General features: G+C 63.5%; 18 protein-coding genes. 12 read left to right on the forward strand and 6 right to left on the reverse strand.

From position 1 onward, the window contains the following. The first annotated feature begins 8 nt into the window (after positions 1–8). The 5 genes from parE to PVZ78_RS23075 all read left to right on the forward strand — a co-directional run bounded on the left by parE (position 9) and on the right by PVZ78_RS23075 (position 6,579). Positions 9–1,916, forward strand: coding sequence for a DNA topoisomerase IV subunit B (gene parE / locus PVZ78_RS23055; RefSeq protein ID WP_273829315.1), 1,908 nt, complete (start codon positions 9–11; stop codon positions 1,914–1,916). Then, positions 1,916–2,899, forward strand: coding sequence for an esterase-like activity of phytase family protein (locus PVZ78_RS23060; protein ID WP_273829316.1), 984 nt, complete (start codon positions 1,916–1,918; stop codon positions 2,897–2,899). Before parE ends, PVZ78_RS23060 begins: the two co-directional genes overlap by 1 nt. After that, on the forward strand, positions 2,896–3,417 hold the full coding sequence (locus PVZ78_RS23065; RefSeq protein ID WP_273829317.1) for a retropepsin-like aspartic protease family protein: 522 nt from the start codon (positions 2,896–2,898) through the stop codon (positions 3,415–3,417). Before PVZ78_RS23060 ends, PVZ78_RS23065 begins: the two co-directional genes overlap by 4 nt. 10 nt (positions 3,418–3,427) lie before the next feature. Then, positions 3,428–5,686 carry a DNA topoisomerase IV subunit A gene (gene parC / locus PVZ78_RS23070; RefSeq protein WP_009041892.1) on the forward strand — a complete coding sequence of 753 codons (2,259 nt, stop codon included), beginning with the start codon at positions 3,428–3,430 and terminating at the stop codon, positions 5,684–5,686. A gap of 179 nt (positions 5,687–5,865) precedes the next feature. Beyond that, on the forward strand, positions 5,866–6,579 hold the full coding sequence (locus PVZ78_RS23075; protein ID WP_007921414.1) for a PqiC family protein: 714 nt from the start codon (positions 5,866–5,868) through the stop codon (positions 6,577–6,579). Between the two features lie 223 nt (positions 6,580–6,802). On the opposite strand, the gene PVZ78_RS23080 is transcribed toward PVZ78_RS23075, so the two are convergent. After that, positions 6,803–8,347, reverse strand: a complete 1,545-nt coding sequence (locus PVZ78_RS23080) for an AhpA/YtjB family protein (RefSeq protein WP_273829318.1) — start codon at positions 8,345–8,347, stop codon at positions 6,803–6,805. Positions 8,348–8,481: 134 nt separating this feature from the next. Between PVZ78_RS23080 and serB the strand changes: the two genes are divergently transcribed. Further along, the gene (serB, locus tag PVZ78_RS23085) at positions 8,482–9,696 is read left to right on the forward strand and encodes a phosphoserine phosphatase SerB (protein WP_009041895.1); all 1,215 of its coding nucleotides are present in this window, start codon (positions 8,482–8,484) and stop codon (positions 9,694–9,696) included. A gap of 72 nt (positions 9,697–9,768) precedes the next feature. On the opposite strand, the gene asd is transcribed toward serB, so the two are convergent. From asd to PVZ78_RS23100, 3 genes are read right to left on the reverse strand one after another with little or no spacing between them, the layout of a single operon-like run. Then, a complete protein-coding gene (gene asd, locus PVZ78_RS23090; RefSeq protein WP_009046681.1) occupies positions 9,769–10,629 on the reverse strand; it encodes an archaetidylserine decarboxylase in 861 nt (286 codons plus the stop codon). A gap of 16 nt (positions 10,630–10,645) precedes the next feature. Beyond that, on the reverse strand, positions 10,646–11,461 hold the full coding sequence (rhdA, locus tag PVZ78_RS23095) for a thiosulfate sulfurtransferase (protein ID WP_038582587.1): 816 nt from the start codon (positions 11,459–11,461) through the stop codon (positions 10,646–10,648). 43 nt (positions 11,462–11,504) lie between these two features. Continuing rightward, complete coding sequence (locus PVZ78_RS23100) at positions 11,505–13,043, reverse strand: HDOD domain-containing protein (RefSeq protein ID WP_016704507.1); 1,539 nt, start codon at positions 13,041–13,043, stop codon at positions 11,505–11,507. Positions 13,044–13,209: 166 nt separating this feature from the next. Here PVZ78_RS23100 and motA point away from each other — a divergent pair, with 166 nt between their 5' ends. Continuing rightward, positions 13,210–14,061, forward strand: coding sequence for a flagellar motor stator protein MotA (gene motA / locus PVZ78_RS23105; protein WP_007921402.1), 852 nt, complete (start codon positions 13,210–13,212; stop codon positions 14,059–14,061). Positions 14,062–14,064: 3 nt separating this feature from the next. Beyond that, the gene (gene motB, locus PVZ78_RS23110) at positions 14,065–15,105 is read left to right on the forward strand and encodes a flagellar motor protein MotB (protein ID WP_016704508.1); all 1,041 of its coding nucleotides are present in this window, start codon (positions 14,065–14,067) and stop codon (positions 15,103–15,105) included. Between the two features lie 87 nt (positions 15,106–15,192). On the opposite strand, the gene rsgA is transcribed toward motB, so the two are convergent. Beyond that, the gene (gene rsgA / locus PVZ78_RS23115) at positions 15,193–16,224 is read right to left on the reverse strand and encodes a small ribosomal subunit biogenesis GTPase RsgA (protein ID WP_009046685.1); all 1,032 of its coding nucleotides are present in this window, start codon (positions 16,222–16,224) and stop codon (positions 15,193–15,195) included. Positions 16,225–16,331: 107 nt separating this feature from the next. Here rsgA and orn point away from each other — a divergent pair, with 107 nt between their 5' ends. Both orn and PVZ78_RS23125 read left to right on the forward strand, forming a co-directional pair. Next, entirely contained in the window at positions 16,332–16,874 is a 543-nt protein-coding gene (gene orn, locus PVZ78_RS23120) for an oligoribonuclease (RefSeq protein WP_273829319.1), read from the forward strand. 171 nt (positions 16,875–17,045) lie between these two features. Continuing rightward, positions 17,046–17,660: a trimeric intracellular cation channel family protein gene (locus PVZ78_RS23125; RefSeq protein WP_169915460.1), complete on the forward strand. Its 615-nt coding sequence runs from the start codon at positions 17,046–17,048 to the stop codon at positions 17,658–17,660. Here the strand turns inward: PVZ78_RS23125 and queG are convergent. After that, positions 17,642–18,721, reverse strand: a complete 1,080-nt coding sequence (gene queG / locus PVZ78_RS23130) for a tRNA epoxyqueuosine(34) reductase QueG (RefSeq protein WP_007921396.1) — start codon at positions 18,719–18,721, stop codon at positions 17,642–17,644. The two genes, PVZ78_RS23125 and queG, sit on opposite strands and share 19 nt — an antisense overlap. A 63-nt stretch (positions 18,722–18,784) precedes the next feature. On the opposite strand from queG, the gene PVZ78_RS23135 reads away from it, so the two are divergent. Continuing rightward, complete coding sequence (locus PVZ78_RS23135) at positions 18,785–19,645, forward strand: NAD(P)H-hydrate dehydratase (RefSeq protein WP_273829320.1); 861 nt, start codon at positions 18,785–18,787, stop codon at positions 19,643–19,645. Further along, entirely contained in the window at positions 19,633–20,103 is a 471-nt protein-coding gene (gene tsaE / locus PVZ78_RS23140) for a tRNA (adenosine(37)-N6)-threonylcarbamoyltransferase complex ATPase subunit type 1 TsaE (RefSeq protein ID WP_009041903.1), read from the forward strand. Before PVZ78_RS23135 ends, tsaE begins: the two co-directional genes overlap by 13 nt. Position 20,104 lies beyond the last annotated feature (1 nt).

A 20,104-nucleotide genomic window follows, 5' to 3' on the forward strand; every position in this document is an offset into this window, starting at 1 on the left:
GAGACCCCATGGCCACTCCCAGCGCTAGCTCTTATAACGCAGACGCCATCGAAGTCCTCTCGGGCCTCGACCCGGTGCGCAAACGCCCGGGCATGTACACCGATACCACCCGGCCGAACCACCTCGCCCAGGAAGTCATCGACAACAGCGTCGACGAAGCCCTGGCGGGGCACGCGAAGTCGATTCAGGTCATCCTGCATGCCGACCACTCCCTGGAAGTGTCCGATGACGGACGCGGCATGCCGGTGGACATTCACCCGGAAGAGGGTGTGTCCGGCGTCGAGCTGATCCTCACCAAGCTCCATGCGGGCGGCAAGTTTTCCAACAAGAACTACCAGTTCTCCGGCGGTCTGCACGGGGTGGGTATTTCCGTGGTCAACGCCCTGTCGACCCAGGTGCGGGTGCGGGTCAAGCGTGACGGTAACGAATACCAGATGACCTTCGCCGACGGCTTCAAGGCCACCGAGCTGGAAGTGGTCGGCAGCGTCGGCAAGCGCAATACCGGGACCAGCGTGTACTTCGCTCCGGATCCGAAATACTTCGATTCGCCGAAGTTCTCCGTCAGCCGCCTCAAGCATGTGCTCAAGGCCAAGGCCGTGTTGTGCCCGGGGCTGCTGGTCAGCTTCGAAGACAAAGGCACCGGCGAGAAGGTCGAGTGGCATTACGAAGACGGCCTGCGCTCCTACCTGGTGGACGCGGTCAGCGAATTCGAACGTCTGCCGGCCGAACCTTTCTGCGGCAGCCTGGCGGGTAACAAGGAAGCGGTGGACTGGGCCCTGCTGTGGTTGCCGGAAGGCGGCGATAGCGTGCAGGAAAGCTATGTCAACCTGATCCCGACCGCCCAGGGCGGTACCCACGTCAACGGTTTGCGCCAGGGCCTGCTGGACGCCATGCGCGAGTTCTGCGAATTCCGCAACCTGCTGCCGCGCGGCCTGAAGCTGGCGCCGGAAGATGTCTGGGAACGCATCGCCTTCGTGCTGTCGATGAAGATGCAGGACGCGCAGTTCTCCGGCCAGACCAAGGAGCGCCTGTCATCCCGCGAGGCGGCCGCCTTCGTTTCGGGTGTGGTCAAGGACGCATTCAGCCTGTGGCTCAATGCCAACCCTGAGCTGGGCATGCAACTGGCGGAGCTGGCCATCAGCAACGCCGGCCGTCGCCTCAAGGCCAGCAAGAAGGTCGAGCGCAAGCGCATCACCCAGGGCCCGGCGCTGCCTGGCAAGCTGGCGGACTGCGCCGGCCAGGACCCGATGCGTTCCGAGCTGTTCCTGGTGGAAGGTGATTCCGCCGGTGGTTCGGCCAAGCAGGCGCGGGACAAGGAGTTCCAGGCGATCCTGCCGCTGCGCGGCAAGATCCTCAACACCTGGGAAGTCGACGGCAGCGAAGTCCTGGCCAGCCAGGAAGTGCACAACATCGCCGTGGCCATCGGGGTCGACCCGGGCGCCGAGGACATGAGCCAGCTGCGCTACGGCAAGATCTGCATCCTCGCCGACGCCGACTCCGACGGCTTGCACATCGCGACACTGCTCTGCGCGCTGTTCGTCCAGCATTTCCGTCCGCTGGTGGATGCCGGCCACGTCTACGTGGCGATGCCGCCGCTGTACCGCATCGACCTGGGCAAGGAAATCTACTACGCCCTCGACGAAGCCGAGCGCGATGGCATCCTCGATCGCCTGGTGGCCGAGAAGAAGCGTGGCAAGCCGCAAGTCACCCGATTCAAGGGCCTGGGTGAAATGAACCCACCGCAACTGCGCGAAACCACCATGGACCCGAACACCCGGCGCCTGGTGCAATTGACCCTCGGTGATGACTTCGCCGCGACTTCGGAAATGATGGACATGCTGCTGGCGAAGAAACGCGCCGGCGATCGCAAGAGCTGGCTGGAGTCCAAGGGCAACCTGGCCGAGGTTCTGGCCTGATGCGCAGAGGCTTTGCCCTGGCGTTACTGCTATTGGCAACCTTGGCAATGGCCGACCCCTTGCCCGAGTTGAGGCTGCTGGCCGAGCATCCGGTGGACGGTATGCGTGGCGGCAACCTGTCGGGGCTGGCGTTGTGCGGCAAGGAGCTGTGGACGGTCTCCGACCGCGACGATGACCAGATCTATCGGCTCGATACCAGCGATCGAGTCTGGCAGGCCGAGACCGTGCGCATCGACGTACCGCCGGTGCCGGACAGCGGTTTGCCCTGGGGCTTGAGTTCGCGCACCTGGGTCGCTTCGTTCGTGCGCGGCGGCGACCTGGATTTCGAGGGCATCACCTGCGACAGCGCCGGCAACAAGTATGTGGTCAGCGAATCCCACGCGGCGGTATTGCAGCTGGCGCCGACGGGGTCGGCCGCCTGGCTGAAGATTTCACCGATCATGGTGCGCGAGGCGCGGGCCAGCGGTATGTTGCTGCACTTCAATGCCCTGTTCGAGGGCCTGGCGGTCAACCCGGCCGGCGACAAGATCTGGCTGGCTGCCGAGCGCGAGCGCCGCGGGCTGCTGTTGATCAAGCGCCAGCAGAGTGTCTGGGACTGCGATGGCGGCTGTGTGCTGCTCAGCGAGGCCGGGCTGGAAATGCAGCCGCCGCAGATGCCCAAGGCCAAGGCGGTGTCCCGGGATTTCGCCGACCTGTCGCTGTTCGAGGGCAAGTTGTTCACCCTCGAGCGCAATGCGTTTCAGGTCTGTCGTCGTGATGCGTCGACGGCCAAGGTCGAGCGTTGTTGGTCGTTTGCCGCCGAGGCGTTGCAGGAAAACCGGCGTTATCCACAGGACTATGGCCTGACCGAGGCGCTGGTGGTGGATGCCGATGGCGCCTGGATCGGTGTGGATAACAACACCGGTGCCCGTGCCGACGGTGAAAAACGCCCGATCATCTGGCGCTTCGCCGCGCCCGAGGGCGGTTGGAGTGCCAAGCCGTGAGCCAGCAGCCACCGGGCAAACGTGCCGGGCGCGTGCTGCTGGTGCTGGCCTGGGGCGCCGGGCTGTTCCTGGCGACACGGTTTTTCGGCGAGTGGGAACAGCGTCAGGAGAACCCCAATGCTGTCGTCACTTCGCAACAACATGAGGGTTACATCGAAGTGAAACTGGTCGGCAACGGCCAGGGGCATTTCGTCGCCAGCGGCCAGATCAACGGCCAGCCGGTGAATTTCATGCTCGATACCGGAGCGACCGATGTGTCGATCCCGTCCGGGCTGGCCGAGCGTCTTGGCCTGGAGAAGGGCGCACCGGTGATCCTGAGTACCGCCAACGGTCGTAGCGAGGGTTATCGAACCCGCCTCGACCGCCTGCAACTGGGCGATATCGTCCTGCGGGATGTCCGCGCGCTGGTCGCACCGGGCCTGGGCGGCGATCAGGTGTTGCTGGGCATGAGCGCTTTGAAAAAACTTGAATTTACCCAGCGCGGCGGCACCTTGCTGCTGCGCCAGACAACGAACTGATGAGGCCCGCATGAGCGACTCCCTGGATCTCAGCCTGGATGGCGTAGAACGCCGATCGCTGGCTGACTTCACCGAAAATGCCTACCTCAACTACTCCATGTACGTGATCATGGACCGTGCTTTGCCGCATATCGGCGACGGCCTGAAACCGGTACAGCGGCGTATCGTCTACGCCATGAGTGAGCTGGGGCTGGATGCCGATTCCAAGCACAAGAAGTCCGCCCGTACGGTCGGTGACGTGCTGGGTAAGTTCCACCCCCACGGCGACTCGGCCTGCTACGAAGCCATGGTGCTGATGGCACAGCCTTTCAGCTACCGCTACACGCTGGTGGACGGCCAGGGTAACTGGGGGGCGCCGGACGATCCCAAGTCCTTCGCCGCCATGCGTTACACCGAGGCGCGTCTGTCGCGTTACTCCGAAGTCCTGCTCAGCGAGCTGGGCCAGGGCACCGCGGACTGGGGGCCGAACTTCGACGGCACCCTGCAGGAACCCCTGGTATTGCCGGCACGTTTGCCGAATATCCTGCTCAATGGCACCACCGGTATCGCCGTGGGCATGGCCACTGACGTGCCGCCGCACAACCTGCGCGAAGTCGCTACGGCCTGCGTGCGCCTGCTGGACGAGCCCAAGGCCACGGTCGAACAGCTCTGCGAGCATATTCAGGGCCCGGACTACCCGACCGAAGCGGAAATCATCACGCCGCGCGCGGACCTGCTGAAAATCTACGAGACCGGTCGCGGTTCGGTGCGCATGCGTGCCGTCTATCGCATCGAGGATGGCGACATCATCGTCACCGCGCTGCCGCACCAGGTGTCCGGCGCCAAGGTGCTGGAACAGATCGCCGCACAGATGCAGGCCAAGAAGCTGCCGATGGTCGCCGACCTGCGTGACGAGTCGGACCACGAGCACCCGTGCCGGATCGTGATCATTCCGCGCTCCAACCGGGTCGACCCCGACGAACTGATGCAGCATCTGTTTGCGACCACCGAGCTGGAATCCAGCTACCGGGTCAACGTCAACATCATCGGCCTGGACGGCAAGCCGCAGCTGAAGAACCTGCGCGCCCTGCTGGTGGAATGGCTGGAGTTCCGCGTACTGACGGTGCGCCGCCGCCTGCAGTTCCGCCTGGACAAGGTCGAGCGTCGCCTGCACCTGTTGGACGGCTTGCTGATCGCCTACCTCAACCTGGATGAAGTGATCCACATCATTCGTACCGAGGATCAGCCGCGGGCCAAGCTGATCGAGCGTTTCGCCCTGAGCGAAGTGCAGGCCGACTACATCCTCGATACCCGCCTGCGTCAGTTGGCGCGTCTGGAAGAGATGAAGTTGCGCGCCGAGCAGGACGAACTGCTCAAGGAGCAGGCCAAGCTGCAAGCCTTGCTCAACAGTGAAGCCAAGCTGAAGAAGCTGGTGCGCACCGAATTGCTGCAGGACGCTGAAACCTACGGCGACGACCGTCGTTCGCCGATCGTTGAGCGTGCCGAGGCCAAGGCCTTGTCGGAAAACGAGCTGATGCCGACCGAGCCGGTCACCATCGTTCTGTCGGAAAAAGGTTGGGTACGTTGCGCCAAAGGGCATGATATCGACGCCACGGGCCTGTCCTACAAGGCCGGTGACGGCTTCAAGACCTCGGCCATCGGGCGCTCCAACCAGTTCGCGGTGTTTATCGACTCCACCGGGCGCAGTTATTCGGTGGCGGCACATACGCTGCCATCGGCCCGTGGCCAGGGTGAGCCGCTGACCGGACGCCTGACGCCGCCGCCTGGCGCCAGTTTCGAATGCGTGCTGCTGCCGGACGACGAGGCGTTGTACGTGATCGCATCCGACGCGGGTTACGGCTTCGTGGTCAAGGGCGAGGATCTGCAAGCCAAGAACAAGGCCGGCAAGGCGCTGTTGAGCCTGCCGAACAACGCCAAGGTGTTGTTGCCTCGGCCTGTGAGCGATCGGGAACAGAACTGGCTGGCTTCGGTGACCACTGAAGGGCGTTTGCTGGTGTTCAAGATCAGCGACTTGCCGCAGCTGGGCAAAGGCAAGGGCAACAAGATCATCGGGATTCCGGGTGAGCGGGTGGCCAGCCGCGAGGAGTACGTGACCGATATCGCGGTGCTGCCGGAAGGCGCGACACTGGTGCTGCAGGCCGGAAAACGTACCCTGTCGCTCAAGGCCGATGACCTCGAGCACTACAAGGGCGAACGCGGTCGCCGGGGTAACAAGCTGCCACGAGGCTTCCAGCGAGTGGATGCGTTGTTGGTAGAAACTCTCAATTGATGCGGCTTAGAGCGTCCGATCTGCGATTTAACCGGTAGAACGGCGCTACAACACTGGAGTCATGGCGCATATTCACGGATGATATGCGCTTTCAAGCGCCGGCGTGGCTGAGCGTTATTCAGGGTTATTTTGAGTATTTACACTGTGGCTAGCCTTGTGGCCGCCACCTGGATGGGATGATGACTGCTCTGCGCCTTCCTCTTGTTTTCTTGCTCGCTGGCGTTCTTGGCCTGGCGGGTTGCAGCGTACACCAGCCGGTGTCGCTGTATCAGCTGGACAGCGGAAGTCCGGCTCAGCCGGCACAAAGTGCCGGCATGGCTGTATTGCTGGGGCCGGTACTGGTTGCCGACTACCTGCAACGTGAAACCTTGCTGCAACGCCAGAACGACGGCAGCCTGCAGGCTTCGACCGACGGTCGCTGGGCGGGCAGCCTGTCTTCCGATATCGATCAGTTGCTGTTGCGTCAGGTCGCCGGCCAGCTGGACAGCCAGCGCGTCGTACTGGCGCCGGCGAGTACCGGTTTCACTCCGGATGTGCAGGTATTGTTGTCGATCACTCGTCTGGATTCGGGCGCGTCGCAACCGGCGGTTCTCGATGCGCAATGGCGCCTGATCGATCGTCGTGGGCAGGTGCGCGACAACCGTATCGTTCATCTGCAGGAACAGCATGCCGGTACCACCGCGTCCCAGGTCCAGGCCCAGGGTGTACTGCTGCAACGCTTGGCCGAGCAACTGTCGGGTGCCCTCAAGCCGCTGGCCAACCAGCCGACGGTAGCCGAGGTGCCACGCAAGGCGGCGCCTGCGCCGGCGGCAAAACCGGCCGAGCAGGAGAAGCAGCCGAAGATTCCGATGGCCACGCCAATCCGCACGGATATGGAAGTGTTCCGCTTCTGAGTGTTGCGGTTACAGGACAAAGCCCGCTGATCAGCGGGCTTTGTCGTTTCTGGAGAGTTGTCCGGTGGCTCGGGCGCTCTGCGGTGTTCTGCAGATTGCTATCGCGGCCAAGCCTCGCTCCTACCGAAGCAGATAGGTGCGAGGCTTGCCCGCGATGGCGTCAGCCCGATCAACACCCAACAAAAAGCCCGCATCGCTGCGGGCTTTTTGTTGGGCGGCTGGCTTACAGCTTGGCCCGGCTCTCGTGCATCCGCGCCAGTTGCCGCTCCAGCATCGATGGGTAGGGCTCCATCAGGCGCTCGACGCAGCAGGCGCCTTCCGGGCTGGCGATCGGACGAATGCGTGCACGCTGACGAATCAGCGCGTCATCGTTGATCTTGCGCTCGACCAGCAGCAGGTTGCGGCTGTGCTGGGACAGCGCCAGGGCATCCTGGGCGGTCTCGGTCAGCAGCAGGTCGATCTGGCTCAGGCCGAACAGCTCGTCGCCCAGGGTCAGGCCCAGCTGCAGTTGCAGGGTGATACCGCTGTCGGCCACTTCGATTTGCAGGGCGTGGCCCAGGGCGCGCAGCAGTTCGCCGCAGCAGATGGCGTTGGTCAGGTAGTCGTCGCCGCTGTCTTCGCTGTGGAACAGCATCAGCGTGCTGCCGTCGTTCAGGGTGTGCAGTTCGCTCTGGTACAGCGAGGCAGCCTGGTCGAGGCAGTCGCGATAACGTTCCAGCAATTCCGTCAGGCGGGCGCGGGGCAGGCGGCGCAGTTGCTCCTGGGCGCCCAGTTGCACGGCCAGTACCGCGCTGTGCTGCGGTTGTGCCGGTACCATGGGTTTCACGATCGGTTTGGCAGTGGTCGCGGTGGACGAGCTGTCGCGAAGATCGGCGAACGGGTCTTCGTCGTCGGCCAGATCTTCTTCGGCGCTGACCACGTGCCGTGGTGCGGGCTTGAGGCCGGCCACCGGAGCGCTTTCGTCGAAGCTCGGGTCACGCAGGTTGCGCACCTCGAAGGTCGGTTCCGCGTCTTCGCTGTCGTCGTAGTCGGTATCGTCGATCTCGGTTTCCGGTTCTGGCTCCGGCTCGACCTTCTCCGGCGCGAAGCTGGCATGCAGCTGGCGCGCCAGGTCGCCGATCTCGTCCTGGCGCTGGGTGGCCGGGGTGTGCGCGTCGATATCCCGCAGCCAGACCCGCAGCTGCATCAGCGGCGTGGAGATGTGCCGCCCCAGGCGCAGGCTCAAGGCCAGGGCCAAAGCCAGCAGGATGGCGCTGAGAATGCCCATGCTCTGCAGGCTGATGGTCATCGGCTGCTGGAATTGTTCCATGTCCAGGCTGATGCGCAGGTTGCCCGCGGTCACGTCCTGGAAGGTGATCTTGGTCTGGTAGACGCCTTCGGTTTCACCCAGCAGGCTGCTTTTCGGGCGCTGACCGGCTTCGGCGAGGATGCGGTTGTCCACGCTGTAGATCGCCGCGTGGGCCACGAGCGGGTTCTTGGTCAGGTTGTTCAGCAGCACGTTGAGGCTGAGGATGTCGTTGGACACCAACAGTTCGGTGGCCGAGGTCGCGGTCTGGGTGGTCAGGCTCTGACCCAGGGCGTCGGCTTGTTCGTGCATGGCCTGCTTGAATTGCAGCCCCATCACGCAGGCATAGATCACCAGGGCCAGGGCGACCAGGATCACGTTATGGCTGGCAATGCGCAATGCAATCGGTACACGGCGATGACGCAGTGCACGGAAGATCAGCAGGAAGAAGTTATCGGTTTTAACTGGCGTGGGCCGGTTCACTGAGCTCGGCTCTTTTGTCCGTGAAGTTGAGGCGCAGTATAGCGACAGGCCCTAGACCGGCAAAGCGCTGGCTGTGCCCGATGGTCACTGAAAGTGGGTAGAATGCGGTTTTTTTCCACCTGCGGGGGTGCGCCTTGCGCGAAATCGTCCTGATAAACATCACTGGTGAGGACCGTCCGGGCCTCACTGCGGCCATTACCGGCGTTCTGGCCCAGGGTGGTGTGAACATTCTCGACATCGGTCAGGCGGTGATTCACGACACTCTGTCGTTCGGCATCCTGGTTGAAATTCCGGACAACGAGCAGAGCTCGTCGGTGCTCAAGGACATTCTGTTCACCGCCTATGAGCTGGACCAGCAGGTCCGTTTCACGCCGGTTTCCGAAGAGGATTACCAGCAGTGGGTCGGCGGCCAGGGCAAGAAGCGCCATATCGTTACCTTGCTGACCCGCAAGGTAACCGCCGAGCAGTTGCAGCGCGTCAGTTCGATCACCGCCAAGTACGGCTTGAATATCGACCATATCGATCGCCTCTCCGGGCGCATGCCGCTGGACACCCCGGCCGACAAGGGCAAGGGTTGCATCGAGTTCTCCGTGCGTGGCGAAGCAGCCGATCCGCAAGCGTTGCGCGCCGAGTTCCTGAGCGTCGCACAGGAACTGAACGTCGATATTGCCTTCCAGGAAGACTCGTTGTTCCGTCGTAACCGCCGCCTGGCGGTGTTCGACATGGACTCGACGCTGATCGAGGCGGAAGTCATCGACGAGCTGGCCAAGGCGGCCGGCGTGGGTGACCGGGTGGCGGAAATCACCGAGCGGGCCATGGCCGGCGAACTGGATTTCCGGGCCAGCTTCAAGGAGCGCCTGGCCTTGCTCCAGGGCCTGGACATCAAGGTGCTGGACTCCATCGGCGCGTCGCTGCGCCTGACCGAAGGCGCCGAGACCCTGTTCGCCGAACTCAAGCGCCTGGGCTACAAGACCGCGATTCTCTCGGGTGGCTTCACTTACTTCGCCAAGCAATTGCAGGCCAAGCTGGGGATCGACTACGTATTCGCCAACGAGCTGGAAGTGGTCGACGGCAAGGTGACCGGTGTCGCGGTCGAGCCGATTGTCGATGCCCAGCGCAAGGCCGATCTGCTGCGTGAGCTGGCCGCCAAGGAAGGGTTGCGCCTGGAGCAGACCATCGCGGTCGGCGACGGCGCCAACGATCTGCCGATGCTGGCGATCGCCGGCCTGGGCGTGGCCTTCCGCGCCAAGCCGCTGGTCAAGCAGTCGGCCAAGCAGGCGATCTCCACCCTGGGCCTGGATGGCGTGCTTTATCTGCTGGGCTTTCGCGATCGCGACGGCCAGCTCTGAGCCGAATCCAGGGCAAAAAAAAACGCCGCGATCTGCGGCGTTTTTTTATGTCCAGCTTTTTATGCCCAAAGCTCAGGCCTTGGGTAAACCCATGCCCTGGCCCATCTGCACCGGCGAGCCAGCCGCCAGTTCTTCGGCCCACTGCACTTGCTCCGGCCCGAACAGCACGATCGCGGTGGAGCCCAGCTTGAAGCGGCCCAATTCGGCGCCTTTTTCCAGGTGGATCGGTGCGCGGGCGGCTTCGTCGTAGCGCACGGTCTTCAGTTCGCGCTTCGGCGGAGTCACCAGGCCGGCCCAGACGGTTTCGATCGAGGCTACGATCATCGCGCCCACCAATACCACGGCCATCGGGCCGCGCTCGGTATCGAAAATGCACACCACGCGCTCGTTGCGGGCGAACAGCTCTGGCACGTTTTCCGCGGTGGTCTGGTTGACCGAGAAGATCCGCCCTGGCACGTAGACCATTTCCCGCAGGGTGCCGGCCAGCGGCATGTGCACGCGATGGTAGTCCTTCGGCGACAGGTAGATGGTGGCGAAGTCGCCGCCCATGAACGGAGCCGCCAGGGCCGAATCGCCACCCAGCAGTTCCAGCACGCTGAAGCTGTGGCCCTTGGCCTGGAATACCCGGCCGTGTTCGATCGGGCCGAGCTGGCTGACCGCGCCGTCGGCCGGGCTGAGGATCGCGCCCGGCGTCTGGTCCAGCGGGCGGGCGCCGTCTTTCAGGGCGCGGGTGAAGAAGGCGTTGAAGTGCTCGTAGGCGGTCAGGTCTTCCACCAGTGCTTGCGACATGTCCACCTGATAACGCTTGGCGAACCAGGCGGTGAAGGCATTCTTGAACCAGCGCACGCGGCACTCGGCAATGCAGCCGGCCAGGCGCGACAGCAGGTGGTGAGGCAGCAGGTACTGGCTGAGGATAAACAAACGCTTTTTCATTAACTGTCCTTAAACCTTAAATCTCTACGGGCGTGTCAGGGTGGTTGCCCCATTCGCCCCAGGAACCGGCATAGCCTTTGACCCGCGGATAACCGAGCGCCTTGGCCACCAGGTAGGTGAAGCCAGAGCGGTGGTGAGTCTGGCAGTGGGTAATCACTTCTTTGTCTTTGCTGATGCCGAGCTGTTCGAGGATCTGCGGCATGTCGCTGCGGATCCGCAGGTTGCGCGCCTGGTCCATGCCCGCCGTCCACTCGAAGTTGATCGCGCCGGGAATGTGCCCACCCTTGGCGGCGAGGACTTTCTCCCCCGAGTACTCCAGCGGGCCGCGAGCATCCCAGATCGCCAGGTCGGCCGCGCCAAGCCGGCTTTGCAGGTATTCACGGGTGGCGGTCGGCTCGTCGTGCAGGGTCAGGGCGACAGGGCCGCCAACGGCTGCCGGGACTTCGCTCGAGACCGGCAGGCCGTCCGCCAGCCAGGCCAATAGCCCGCCGTCCAGGTAGTGGTAACGGGAGTGGCCGATGACATCCAGCAACCAGATGAAGCGCCCGGCCCAGCCGCCGCCTTCGTCGTCGTAGACCACGTAGACAGCATCCGGGTTATGCCCCAGTTCGCCGAACAGGGCTTCCAGGGCCGCCTGTGGTGGCATCAGCCCGGGCGCCGGTGCCTGACCGAGCTGGGTACGTTTAGGGTCGACGAAGCGCGCGCCGGGGATGTGGCCCGCGGCATAGCGGGCGGCGCTGGTCAGGTCCACCAGGATCAGTTCGCGGGCGTCCAGGCGAGGGAGCAGGTCGCTCGGCTCGATCACCAGCGGCAAGCCAGAGAAGTCAGGCATGTGAGGTCTCCAGGGCACAAAGGGGAGGATTGTAGCGCAAGCGTCAGCGGCTGCGGTTGGTAAAGCTGTGCAGGGCCTTTTCGATGCATTGGGCGGTCTTGCCGAACGCCTGTACGGAGATTTCCGAGAAGGGCTGGCCGCCCTGGTCGGCGACGATCAGCATGATCACCCGGCCATTGCTGGGCACCGAGCGCATCAGCAGATGCTCGCCACGAAACAGCGTGCGCAGGCTGGCGGGCAGGCGGGCGGAGAACTGGGCGTTGTTGGTCGGCGTCAGGCGTACTTGCGCCGGGGCGTCCAGCAGCCGCTGCAGTACGCTGCTCTGGCTGATCGTCAGCATCAGGCTCGAGGCTGGCGCAGGCAGCCCGGCGATCTGATGCACCCGCAACTGGGTCCGCGTGCGGTCGACCATCAGCAGCATCACCCGGCGCATGCCACATGCCACCAGGGCGTCGCGGGCAAAGGTGGTCAGGTGCATGGCATTGCTGAAACGGCTGGGTTCCACCAGCAATTCGCTGCACTGCTTGCGCCACTTGGCCAGGTCTTCGGCGGTTGGTGCGGGCACTGGAAGCTCGCCGCGATGCACGCGCCGGGCCTCCCAAGGCCAGAGCAGCGCCTCGGCCGGATGCCACAGGTCGGGCATGCGGTGATGCCGGGCACTCTGCGCGGCTTGCTGGTGCAGCTGTTGTTGCAGCTCGTCCATCGGCATCTGCAGATACAGGCTGGTCAGGTATTGCCAGCGCATGCAGTGCGGGCCGGTCCAGGACTCTTGCGCCGAGAGGGCCAGGGCGTTGGCCAGCAACACACTGTTGGCCGGTTGGTTCAGCCAGCGCTGCAGGGCCGGATCGGCATCCAGGCATTGTTGCTGGTGCAGCGGGTGGGCGTTGTCCCGGGCGATATGCAGGGCCTTGACCAATTGCTCCTGCTCGTCGATCAACAGGCGGTAGCCTTGCTGTACCCAGATCGGCAAGTGCCAGATCTCCACCAGGGCCTGGCCCAGCTGAAGCAGGCCGACACCGAACAGTTGCTGCTCGACCTCCTGGGCCGGTTCGGCCTTGTGGACGACCCGCAACTCCCACTCTTCGAGCAGTTTTGGATAGGTCAGCGCCAAGGGCCACAGCGGCGAGAGAAACAGCAGGCTGCCCCAGTGAATGTCCTGCCAGAGCCTGGCCAGGCGCCCGGCGAAAAAACCGTTGGCCTGTTGGGTCGCGTGCTGGCTGATCAGTTGCAACTGGCGCAGTCCGACCGGGATCTCCTGTTCGGGCTGGGCAGGCAGGCGGGCGAGCAATTCTTCGGTACGCGCGAGGCCCAGGCGGTTGAGGGCAACCTCGAGGTTCTCGGCCGGCTCGCCCATGCTGCCGTGGGTGTGGCGATTGGCTTCGCGAATCACGCTCAAGGCCAGCGCGGGGCTGTCCTGCATCAGGTCGGCAATGTCGCGCAACGAGCTGCGATTGTCCCTGATGGCTTTGCAGACCCGGTCGTGGCTGGCTTGCGGCACCGGCAAACGGACCGCGTCAAGCAGCTTTATCCAGGATTCGAGGGAGTGGGGGGCGGTAGTTGGGACTGTCGTTTCATTAGACATGGCTGGGCGCAATCATCGTCTGCTGTAAACACGCCCAGAGCGGGCCAAACTGGCTTTTCGCCTTAACGGCCTATAGTCTGGCGCAGTTTTGCCGATAAGTAGAAGAAGAGTTTTAAGAACTTCCGAATATGACCTTGAACCCGACTCAGTAAGTACCTTCCTACCTATGGCTAAAATTATCGGCATCATCGTCGTGTTCGCGAGCGTGCTCGGCGGATACGTGCTTTCTCACGGCAAGATTGCCGCCCTGATCCAGCCTTTCGAGGTGCTGATTATCGGTGGCGCCGCGCTGGGGGCGTTCCTGCAGGCGAACCCCGGCTACATGACCATGCACGTGCTCAAGAAGTCCTTGGGGATGTTTGGTTCGCGCTTTTCCCAGACCTTCTACCTGGAAGTGCTGGGGCTGATCTACGAGATCCTCAACAAGAGCCGCCGCGAAGGCATGATGGCGATCGAGGGCGATATCGAAGATGCCGCCGCCAGCCCGATTTTCGCCAAGTACCCATCCGTGCTCAAAGACGAGCGCATGACCGCGTTCATCTGTGACTACCTGCGCATCATGTCCTCCGGCAACATGGCTCCCCACGAGCTGGAAGGCCTGTTCGACATGGAGCTGTTCAGCCTCAAGGAAGACCTCGAGCATCCGTCCCATGCGGTCAACGGCATCGCCGACGGCATGCCGGGTTTCGGTATCGTCGCGGCAGTACTGGGTATCGTGGTGACCATGGCGTCCCTGGGTGATGGCGACCAGAAGTCCATCGGCCTGCACGTAGGTGCGGCGCTGGTCGGTACCTTCTTCGGTATTCTCGCGGCCTACGGTTTCTTCGGCCCGCTGGCCCATTCCCTGGCGCACGACGCCAAGGAAGAGCTGAACGTCTACGAAGCCATCAAGGCCTCCCTGGTGGCCTCGGCTTCCGGCATGCCGCCATCGCTGGCCGTGGAGTTCGGGCGCAAGGTGCTGTACCCGGCACACCGTCCGAGCTTCGCCGAGCTGGAACAAGCGGTTCGCGGTCGCTAAGCCATGGAAAACAATCAGCCGATTATCATCAAGCGCGTCAAGCGCTTTGCCGGCGGACATCACGGCGGGGCGTGGAAGATCGCCTTCGCCGACTTCGCCACGGCGATGATGGCGTTCTTCCTGGTGCTGTGGCTGTTGTCCACCGCCACCCCGGAACAGAAGATCGCCATCGCCGGTTACTTCAAGGACCCGATCGGCTTCTCGGAAAGCGGCACGCCCTACATCATCGACCTGGGCGGTTCTCCCGAGCTGGCGCCGGAAAACACGCTCAACCCCGAGATCAAGTCGCAGCCGCAGCCGGACAAGGTTACGGTCGATACCGATCAGGTCGAGAGCATGGCCGAGCAGGTGGAAAGAGAGCGTCTGGAGCTGTTGCTGCAGGAGTTGCAGAACAAGGTCGAAGAAAACCCGCAATTGCAGAAGTTCAAGGACCAGATCCTGTTCGAGATCACTCCGGACGGCCTGCGTATCCAGATCATCGATTCGGAAAACCGGCCGATGTTCGACTCCGGCAGTGCACGCCTGAAGCCGTACTTCGAGGACATCCTGCTGGCCATGGCCGACACCATCAAGGCGGTGCCGAACAAGATCAGCATCAGCGGTCACACCGATGCCAAGCCTTACGCGGGCACCGGAGATTTCGGTAACTGGGAGCTTTCGGCCAACCGTGCCAACGCCGCGCGTCGGGCGCTGGTGGCGGGCAGCTATCCGGACGGTCAGGTGGCTCGCGTGGTGGGTTATGCCTCGTCGTCGCTGTTCGATCGCAAGAACCCGTTCAACCCGATCAACCGGCGTATCGACATCGTGGTGCTGACCAAGAAGGCCCAGCGCGCGATCGAAGGGGAAGTCGCTCCCGAGGCTCCGGCACCGACCCAGGGCCAAGGCGCCCCGGGCGAAGTACCGGTCGACCCGAACGCCTTGCCGCCGGAGCAGGAGCCTTTGCCGGCTCATGAGCTGCGCGAGCGCCTGAATATCTTCGACGACGCTGCACCGAAGACCGAGGGCGCGGCTGCGCCCGCAGCTACGCCTCCAGCTGCGCGGTGATGGGTAAAAGCAGGCTCTGTTAAAGAGTGCTCGATAAAAAAGGCCGCGATCATCGCGGCCTTTTTTGTTTCTGCGTGGGGCTACTTATTAATAGCTGCTATCCGGCAGGCTGGCGATGATCGAGCGGTAGCTGTTCATCCGTTGCTGCTGGATCCGCCCGTCTTCCAGGGCCTTGAGCAGGGCGCAGCCCGGTTCGCGGTCATGCTTGCAGTCACGGAAGCGGCAGGTGCCCAGCAGGTCGTTGAACTCGATGAAACCCGCTTCGACATCGGCGCGGCTGACGTGGCCCAGGCCGAATTCGCGAATCCCCGGGGAGTCGATCAGTTCGCCGCCGCCCGGGAAGTGGAACAGGCGCGCGGTGGTGGTGGTGTGGGTGCCCTGGCCGGACAGCTCCGACAAAGGCCCGACACGGGTTTCGACATCCGGTAGCAGGCTGTTCACCAGCGACGACTTGCCCACGCCAGACTGGCCGACGAACACGCTGATCCGCCCGTCCAGCTGCGCTTGCAGCTGTTCCATGCCATTGCCGTGGTGGGCCGAGACTTCCAGCACTGGATAGCCCAGTTGCCGATAGACCGCCAGCAGGGCGTTCAGGGCAGGGGCGTTCTGCTCGTCGATCAGGTCGAACTTGTTGAGCAGCAGCAGCGGGCGGATGCCGGCATGTTCGGCCGCTACCAGGTAACGGTCGATCAGGTTGGCATGGGGCTCGGGCAGCGGGGCAAAGACGATCACGATCATGTCGACGTTGGCGGCGACCGGCTTGAGCTGGCCGCGGCTATCCGGACGGCAGAGTTCGGTGTGGCGCGGCAGTTGCGCGACGATTACGCCGATGCCCTGGTTGCCCGGGCGCCAGACCACCTGATCGCCGGTCACCAACGCCGGCAGGTTGGCGCGCAAGTGGCAGCGGAACACCTGGCCGGCCAGTTCGCCCTCGCGCGCCTCGACCTCGACCTGCACACCGAAGTGGGCGATCACCAGGCCGGTCTGTTCGGGGCCGAGGTCGCCGCCTTCCAGTGCTTCCACGGCAGAGGATTCACGTTTGGCGGCGCGGGCGGCGCGTTCGCCTTGAATCTTTTCGATGCGCCAGTTTTGGCGACGATTGAGCTGGCGTTTGGCCATTGGTGTTCCGTGTCGAGAATGCGGCGGTTAGATAAAACGGCCGCGAGTTTAGCACGCCAGCAGGTCCCTCTAGGCTAAACTGCGCAGCTACGCCGAGGAGCCCACACATGCAAAACCCGCAGAATCTGATCTGGATCGACCTGGAAATGACCGGTCTGAACCCTGATACCGACGTCATCATCGAGATGGCGACCATCGTCACCGATAGCAATCTCAATACCTTGGCTGAAGGTCCGGTCATCGCCATCCACCATAGCGATGAAATTCTCGCCGGCATGGATGAGTGGAACACCCGCCAGCACGGCGGCTCTGGGCTGACCCAGCGCGTGCGTGAAAGCCGCATCAGCATGGCTGAAGCGGAAGCGCAGACCATCGCCTTCCTGGAGCAGTGGGTGCCCAAGGGCAAGTCGCCGATCTGTGGCAATAGCATCTGCCAGGACCGGCGTTTCCTGTATCGCCATATGAAGGCGCTGGAAAGCTACTTCCATTACCGCAACCTTGATGTTTCCACCCTCAAGGAACTGGCTGCCCGCTGGGCGCCGGACGTGCGTGACAGCTTCAAGAAAGGCAGCACCCACCTGGCGCTGGACGACATCCGCGAGTCGATCGCCGAGCTGCAGCATTACCGCAAGCACTTCATCAAGCTCTGATGATTCGGTGGCGCTGGTTCTGATGTCATCGCGGGCAAGCCTCGCTCCTACAGGTTTGCATAAGGCTTGCCCGCGATAGCTCGCGCCGGGGTCTCCAGCAATTCCAGCCGGCGCCCCCTTTTGGTGCCAGCAGCAACTGAGTAGACTGCGCGCCTTCCTGTAAGGACCGCCATCATGCTGCTGATGCTTTACCTGATTGCCATTACCGCCGAAGCCATGACTGGCGCCTTGTCTGCCGGCCGTCGCGGCATGGACTGGTTCGGGGTGGTGTTGATCGCTTGCGTCACGGCCCTGGGCGGCGGTTCGGTGCGTGACGTGCTGCTGGGGCATTACCCGCTGACCTGGGTCAAACATCCGGAATACCTGGTGCTGACCTCGGTCGCGGCCCTGGTGACCATCTTTATCGCGCCCTTGATGCGCCACCTGCGCTCGCTGTTTCTGGTGCTCGACGCCGTGGGGCTGGTGGCGTTCACCCTGATCGGTTGCATGACCGCGCTGGAAATGGGCCACGGCATGGTGGTGGCATCGGTCAGCGGGGTGATTACCGGGGTATTCGGCGGCATCCTGCGGGATATCTTCTGCAACGATATTCCGCTGATCTTCCGTCGCGAGCTGTATGCCAGCGTCTCGTTCGCCGCGGCCTGGTGCTACATGCTCTGCATCTACCTGCAATTGCCCGGCGAGCAGTCGATCCTCATCACCCTGTTCGGCGGTTTCCTACTGCGCCTGCTGGCGATCCGTTTTCACTGGGAAATGCCCAAGTTCGTCTACAACGATGAGCAGTGACGGCTGGCGTGTTGCTTCAGCGCCCATTCCACGTGTTCGCGCACCAGCTCTGACGGGTAGTCCCGACGGGCCTTGAGGGCTTCCAGCACCGGAATGCTCGACGGCGCGTTACCCAGCCCCACCGCCAGGTTGCGCAGCCAGCGCTCATAGCCGGCTCGGCGCAGCGGCGAGCCTTCGGTGCTGCTGAGAAACTTGTCCTCGTCCCACATGAACAGTTCGGCCAGCTCGGCATTGTCGAGGTTGTGGCGTGGCTTGAAGTCGCCTTCGCCGGAAGGGCGGGCGAAGCGGTTCCACGGGCAGACGATCTGGCAGTCGTCGCAGCCGAACACCCGATTGCCGATCAGCGGGCGCAGGTCTTCGGGAATGGCGTTTTTAAGTTCGATGGTCAGGTACGAAATGCAGCGTCGGGCGTCCAGTACATAAGGGCCGACGAAGGCCTTGGTCGGGCAGATGTCCAGGCACGCGGTGCAGCGGCCGCAGTGCTCGGTGGCGTGGGGCTCGTCCACCGGCAATGGCAGGTCGACGAACAGTTCGCTGAGGAAGAAGTAGCTGCCGGCCTTGCGGTTGAGTACCAGGGTGTTCTTGCCGATCCAGCCGAGCCCGGCCTGTTCGGCGATGGCTTTTTCCAGCACCGGGGCGCTGTCGACGAAGGCGCGATAGCCGAACGGGCCGATTTCCTTCTGGATGCGCTCGGCCAGTTGCTGCACGCGCTTGCGGATCAGCTTGTGATAGTCGCGGCCCAGGGCGTAGCGCGAGACATAGGCTTTTTCCGGTTGGGCCAGGCGCTGCGCCATCTGGGTGTCGCCGGGCAGGTAATCCATGCGCAGGGACACCACGCGCAGGGTGCCGGGCACCAGTTCGTCCGGGTGGGAGCGTTTGCTGCCGTGGGCGCCCATGTAGTCCATTTCGCCGTGGTAGCCCGCCTCGAGCCAGCGCTCCAGGTGCTGTTCATGCTCGGCCAGGTCCAGGCCGCTGATGCCGACTTGCTGAAAGCCCAGCTCGCGGCCCCAATCCTTGATCGATTGGGCGAGGGCGGGCAGATCGGTGGTAATGGCAGGCATGAGGCGAGAGAAACCGGGGCTGAGGTGCGTATAATTCTGCCAGACATCGGAGCCCGAAGACGCATGCCGCAGACAAAACACCCTTTACCCGACATTCAGCTGCTGACGCCCGGCACATTGCCGCGGCTGGCTGCCCGTGCGCCAAGCGCCCATAAAGGCCAGTTCGGGCACCTGTTGCTGATCGGTGGCGATCGCGGTTTTGGCGGTGCGGCGCTGCTCTGCGCCGAGAGCGCCTTGCGCGGCGGTGCCGGGATGGTGTCTCTGGCGACGCGCAGCGAGCACGTTGCGGCCGCTCTGGCGCGGGTTCCGGAGGTCATGGCCCTGGGCACAGACTCGGCCAACCAGTTGATGGGCTTGCTGGAGCAGGCCTCGATCATCGTGGCGGGCCCTGGTCTGGGGCAGGCGGCCTGGGGGCGCAGCCTTTTATCTGCCGCCGCCAATGCGCCACGGCCCCAGGTGTGGGACGCCGATGCGCTCAATCTGCTGGCCAAAGGCGGTTTGACCTTGCCGTCGGGCAGCGTGATCACCCCGCATCCGGGGGAAGCCGCGCGGCTGCTGGGGATTTCCACTGCGCAGGTGCAGGCGGATCGTCTGGCCGCCGCTCAAGCGCTGAGCAAAAAATACACAGCTGTGGCCATCCTGAAGGGCGCCGGAAGTCTGGTCGCCAGCCCTGATGGCCGCCTGGCCCGCTGCGACCGGGGGCATCCGGCCATGGCCACGGCGGGGTTGGGGGATGTGCTGGCCGGTCTGGTCGGGGCGCTGCTGGCCCAGGGGATGCCGGCGTTCGATAGCGCTTGCCTGGCGGTCTGGCTGCATGCCGTCGCGGGCGAGCATCAAGGTAAATTGGGCCGGGGGCTGGCGGCCAGCGATCTGATTCCGGTCATTCGTCAGTTGCTGGAGGAGCAATCACCGTGTCTGAAATAACCCTGTATCTGGCAGACGAAGACGCCATGATCGCCTTTGGCGCGCGCCTGGCGCAGGTCACTCAAGGGGTGGGTGTGATCTTTCTGGAAGGCGATCTGGGGGCGGGGAAAACCACGCTGTCCCGGGGCCTCATCCGTGGCCTGGGACATGCCGGTGCAGTGAAAAGCCCGACCTTTACCCTGGTTGAGCCCTACGAGATCGGCGATGTGCGGGCCTTCCACTTCGATCTTTATCGCCTGGTCGATCCTGAGGAGCTGGAGTTTCTCGGCATCCGCGATTACCTGGAGGGTGATGCACTGTGTCTGATCGAGTGGCCCCAGCGTGGTGCGGGCTTTTTGCCAAAGCCGGACCTGACCATTACCATTAGCCCGCATAACAGCGGGCGTTCCCTGCATTTGTTGTCGCAAGGCTCGCGTGGCGAGGCCTGGTGTGCCGCTTTGGCGTTGGAATTCAAATAAT

This window comes from Pseudomonas sp. SBT1-2, assembly GCF_028640875.1.
GTDB classification, from domain to species: Bacteria; Pseudomonadota; Gammaproteobacteria; order Pseudomonadales; family Pseudomonadaceae; genus Aquipseudomonas; species Aquipseudomonas chlororaphis_I.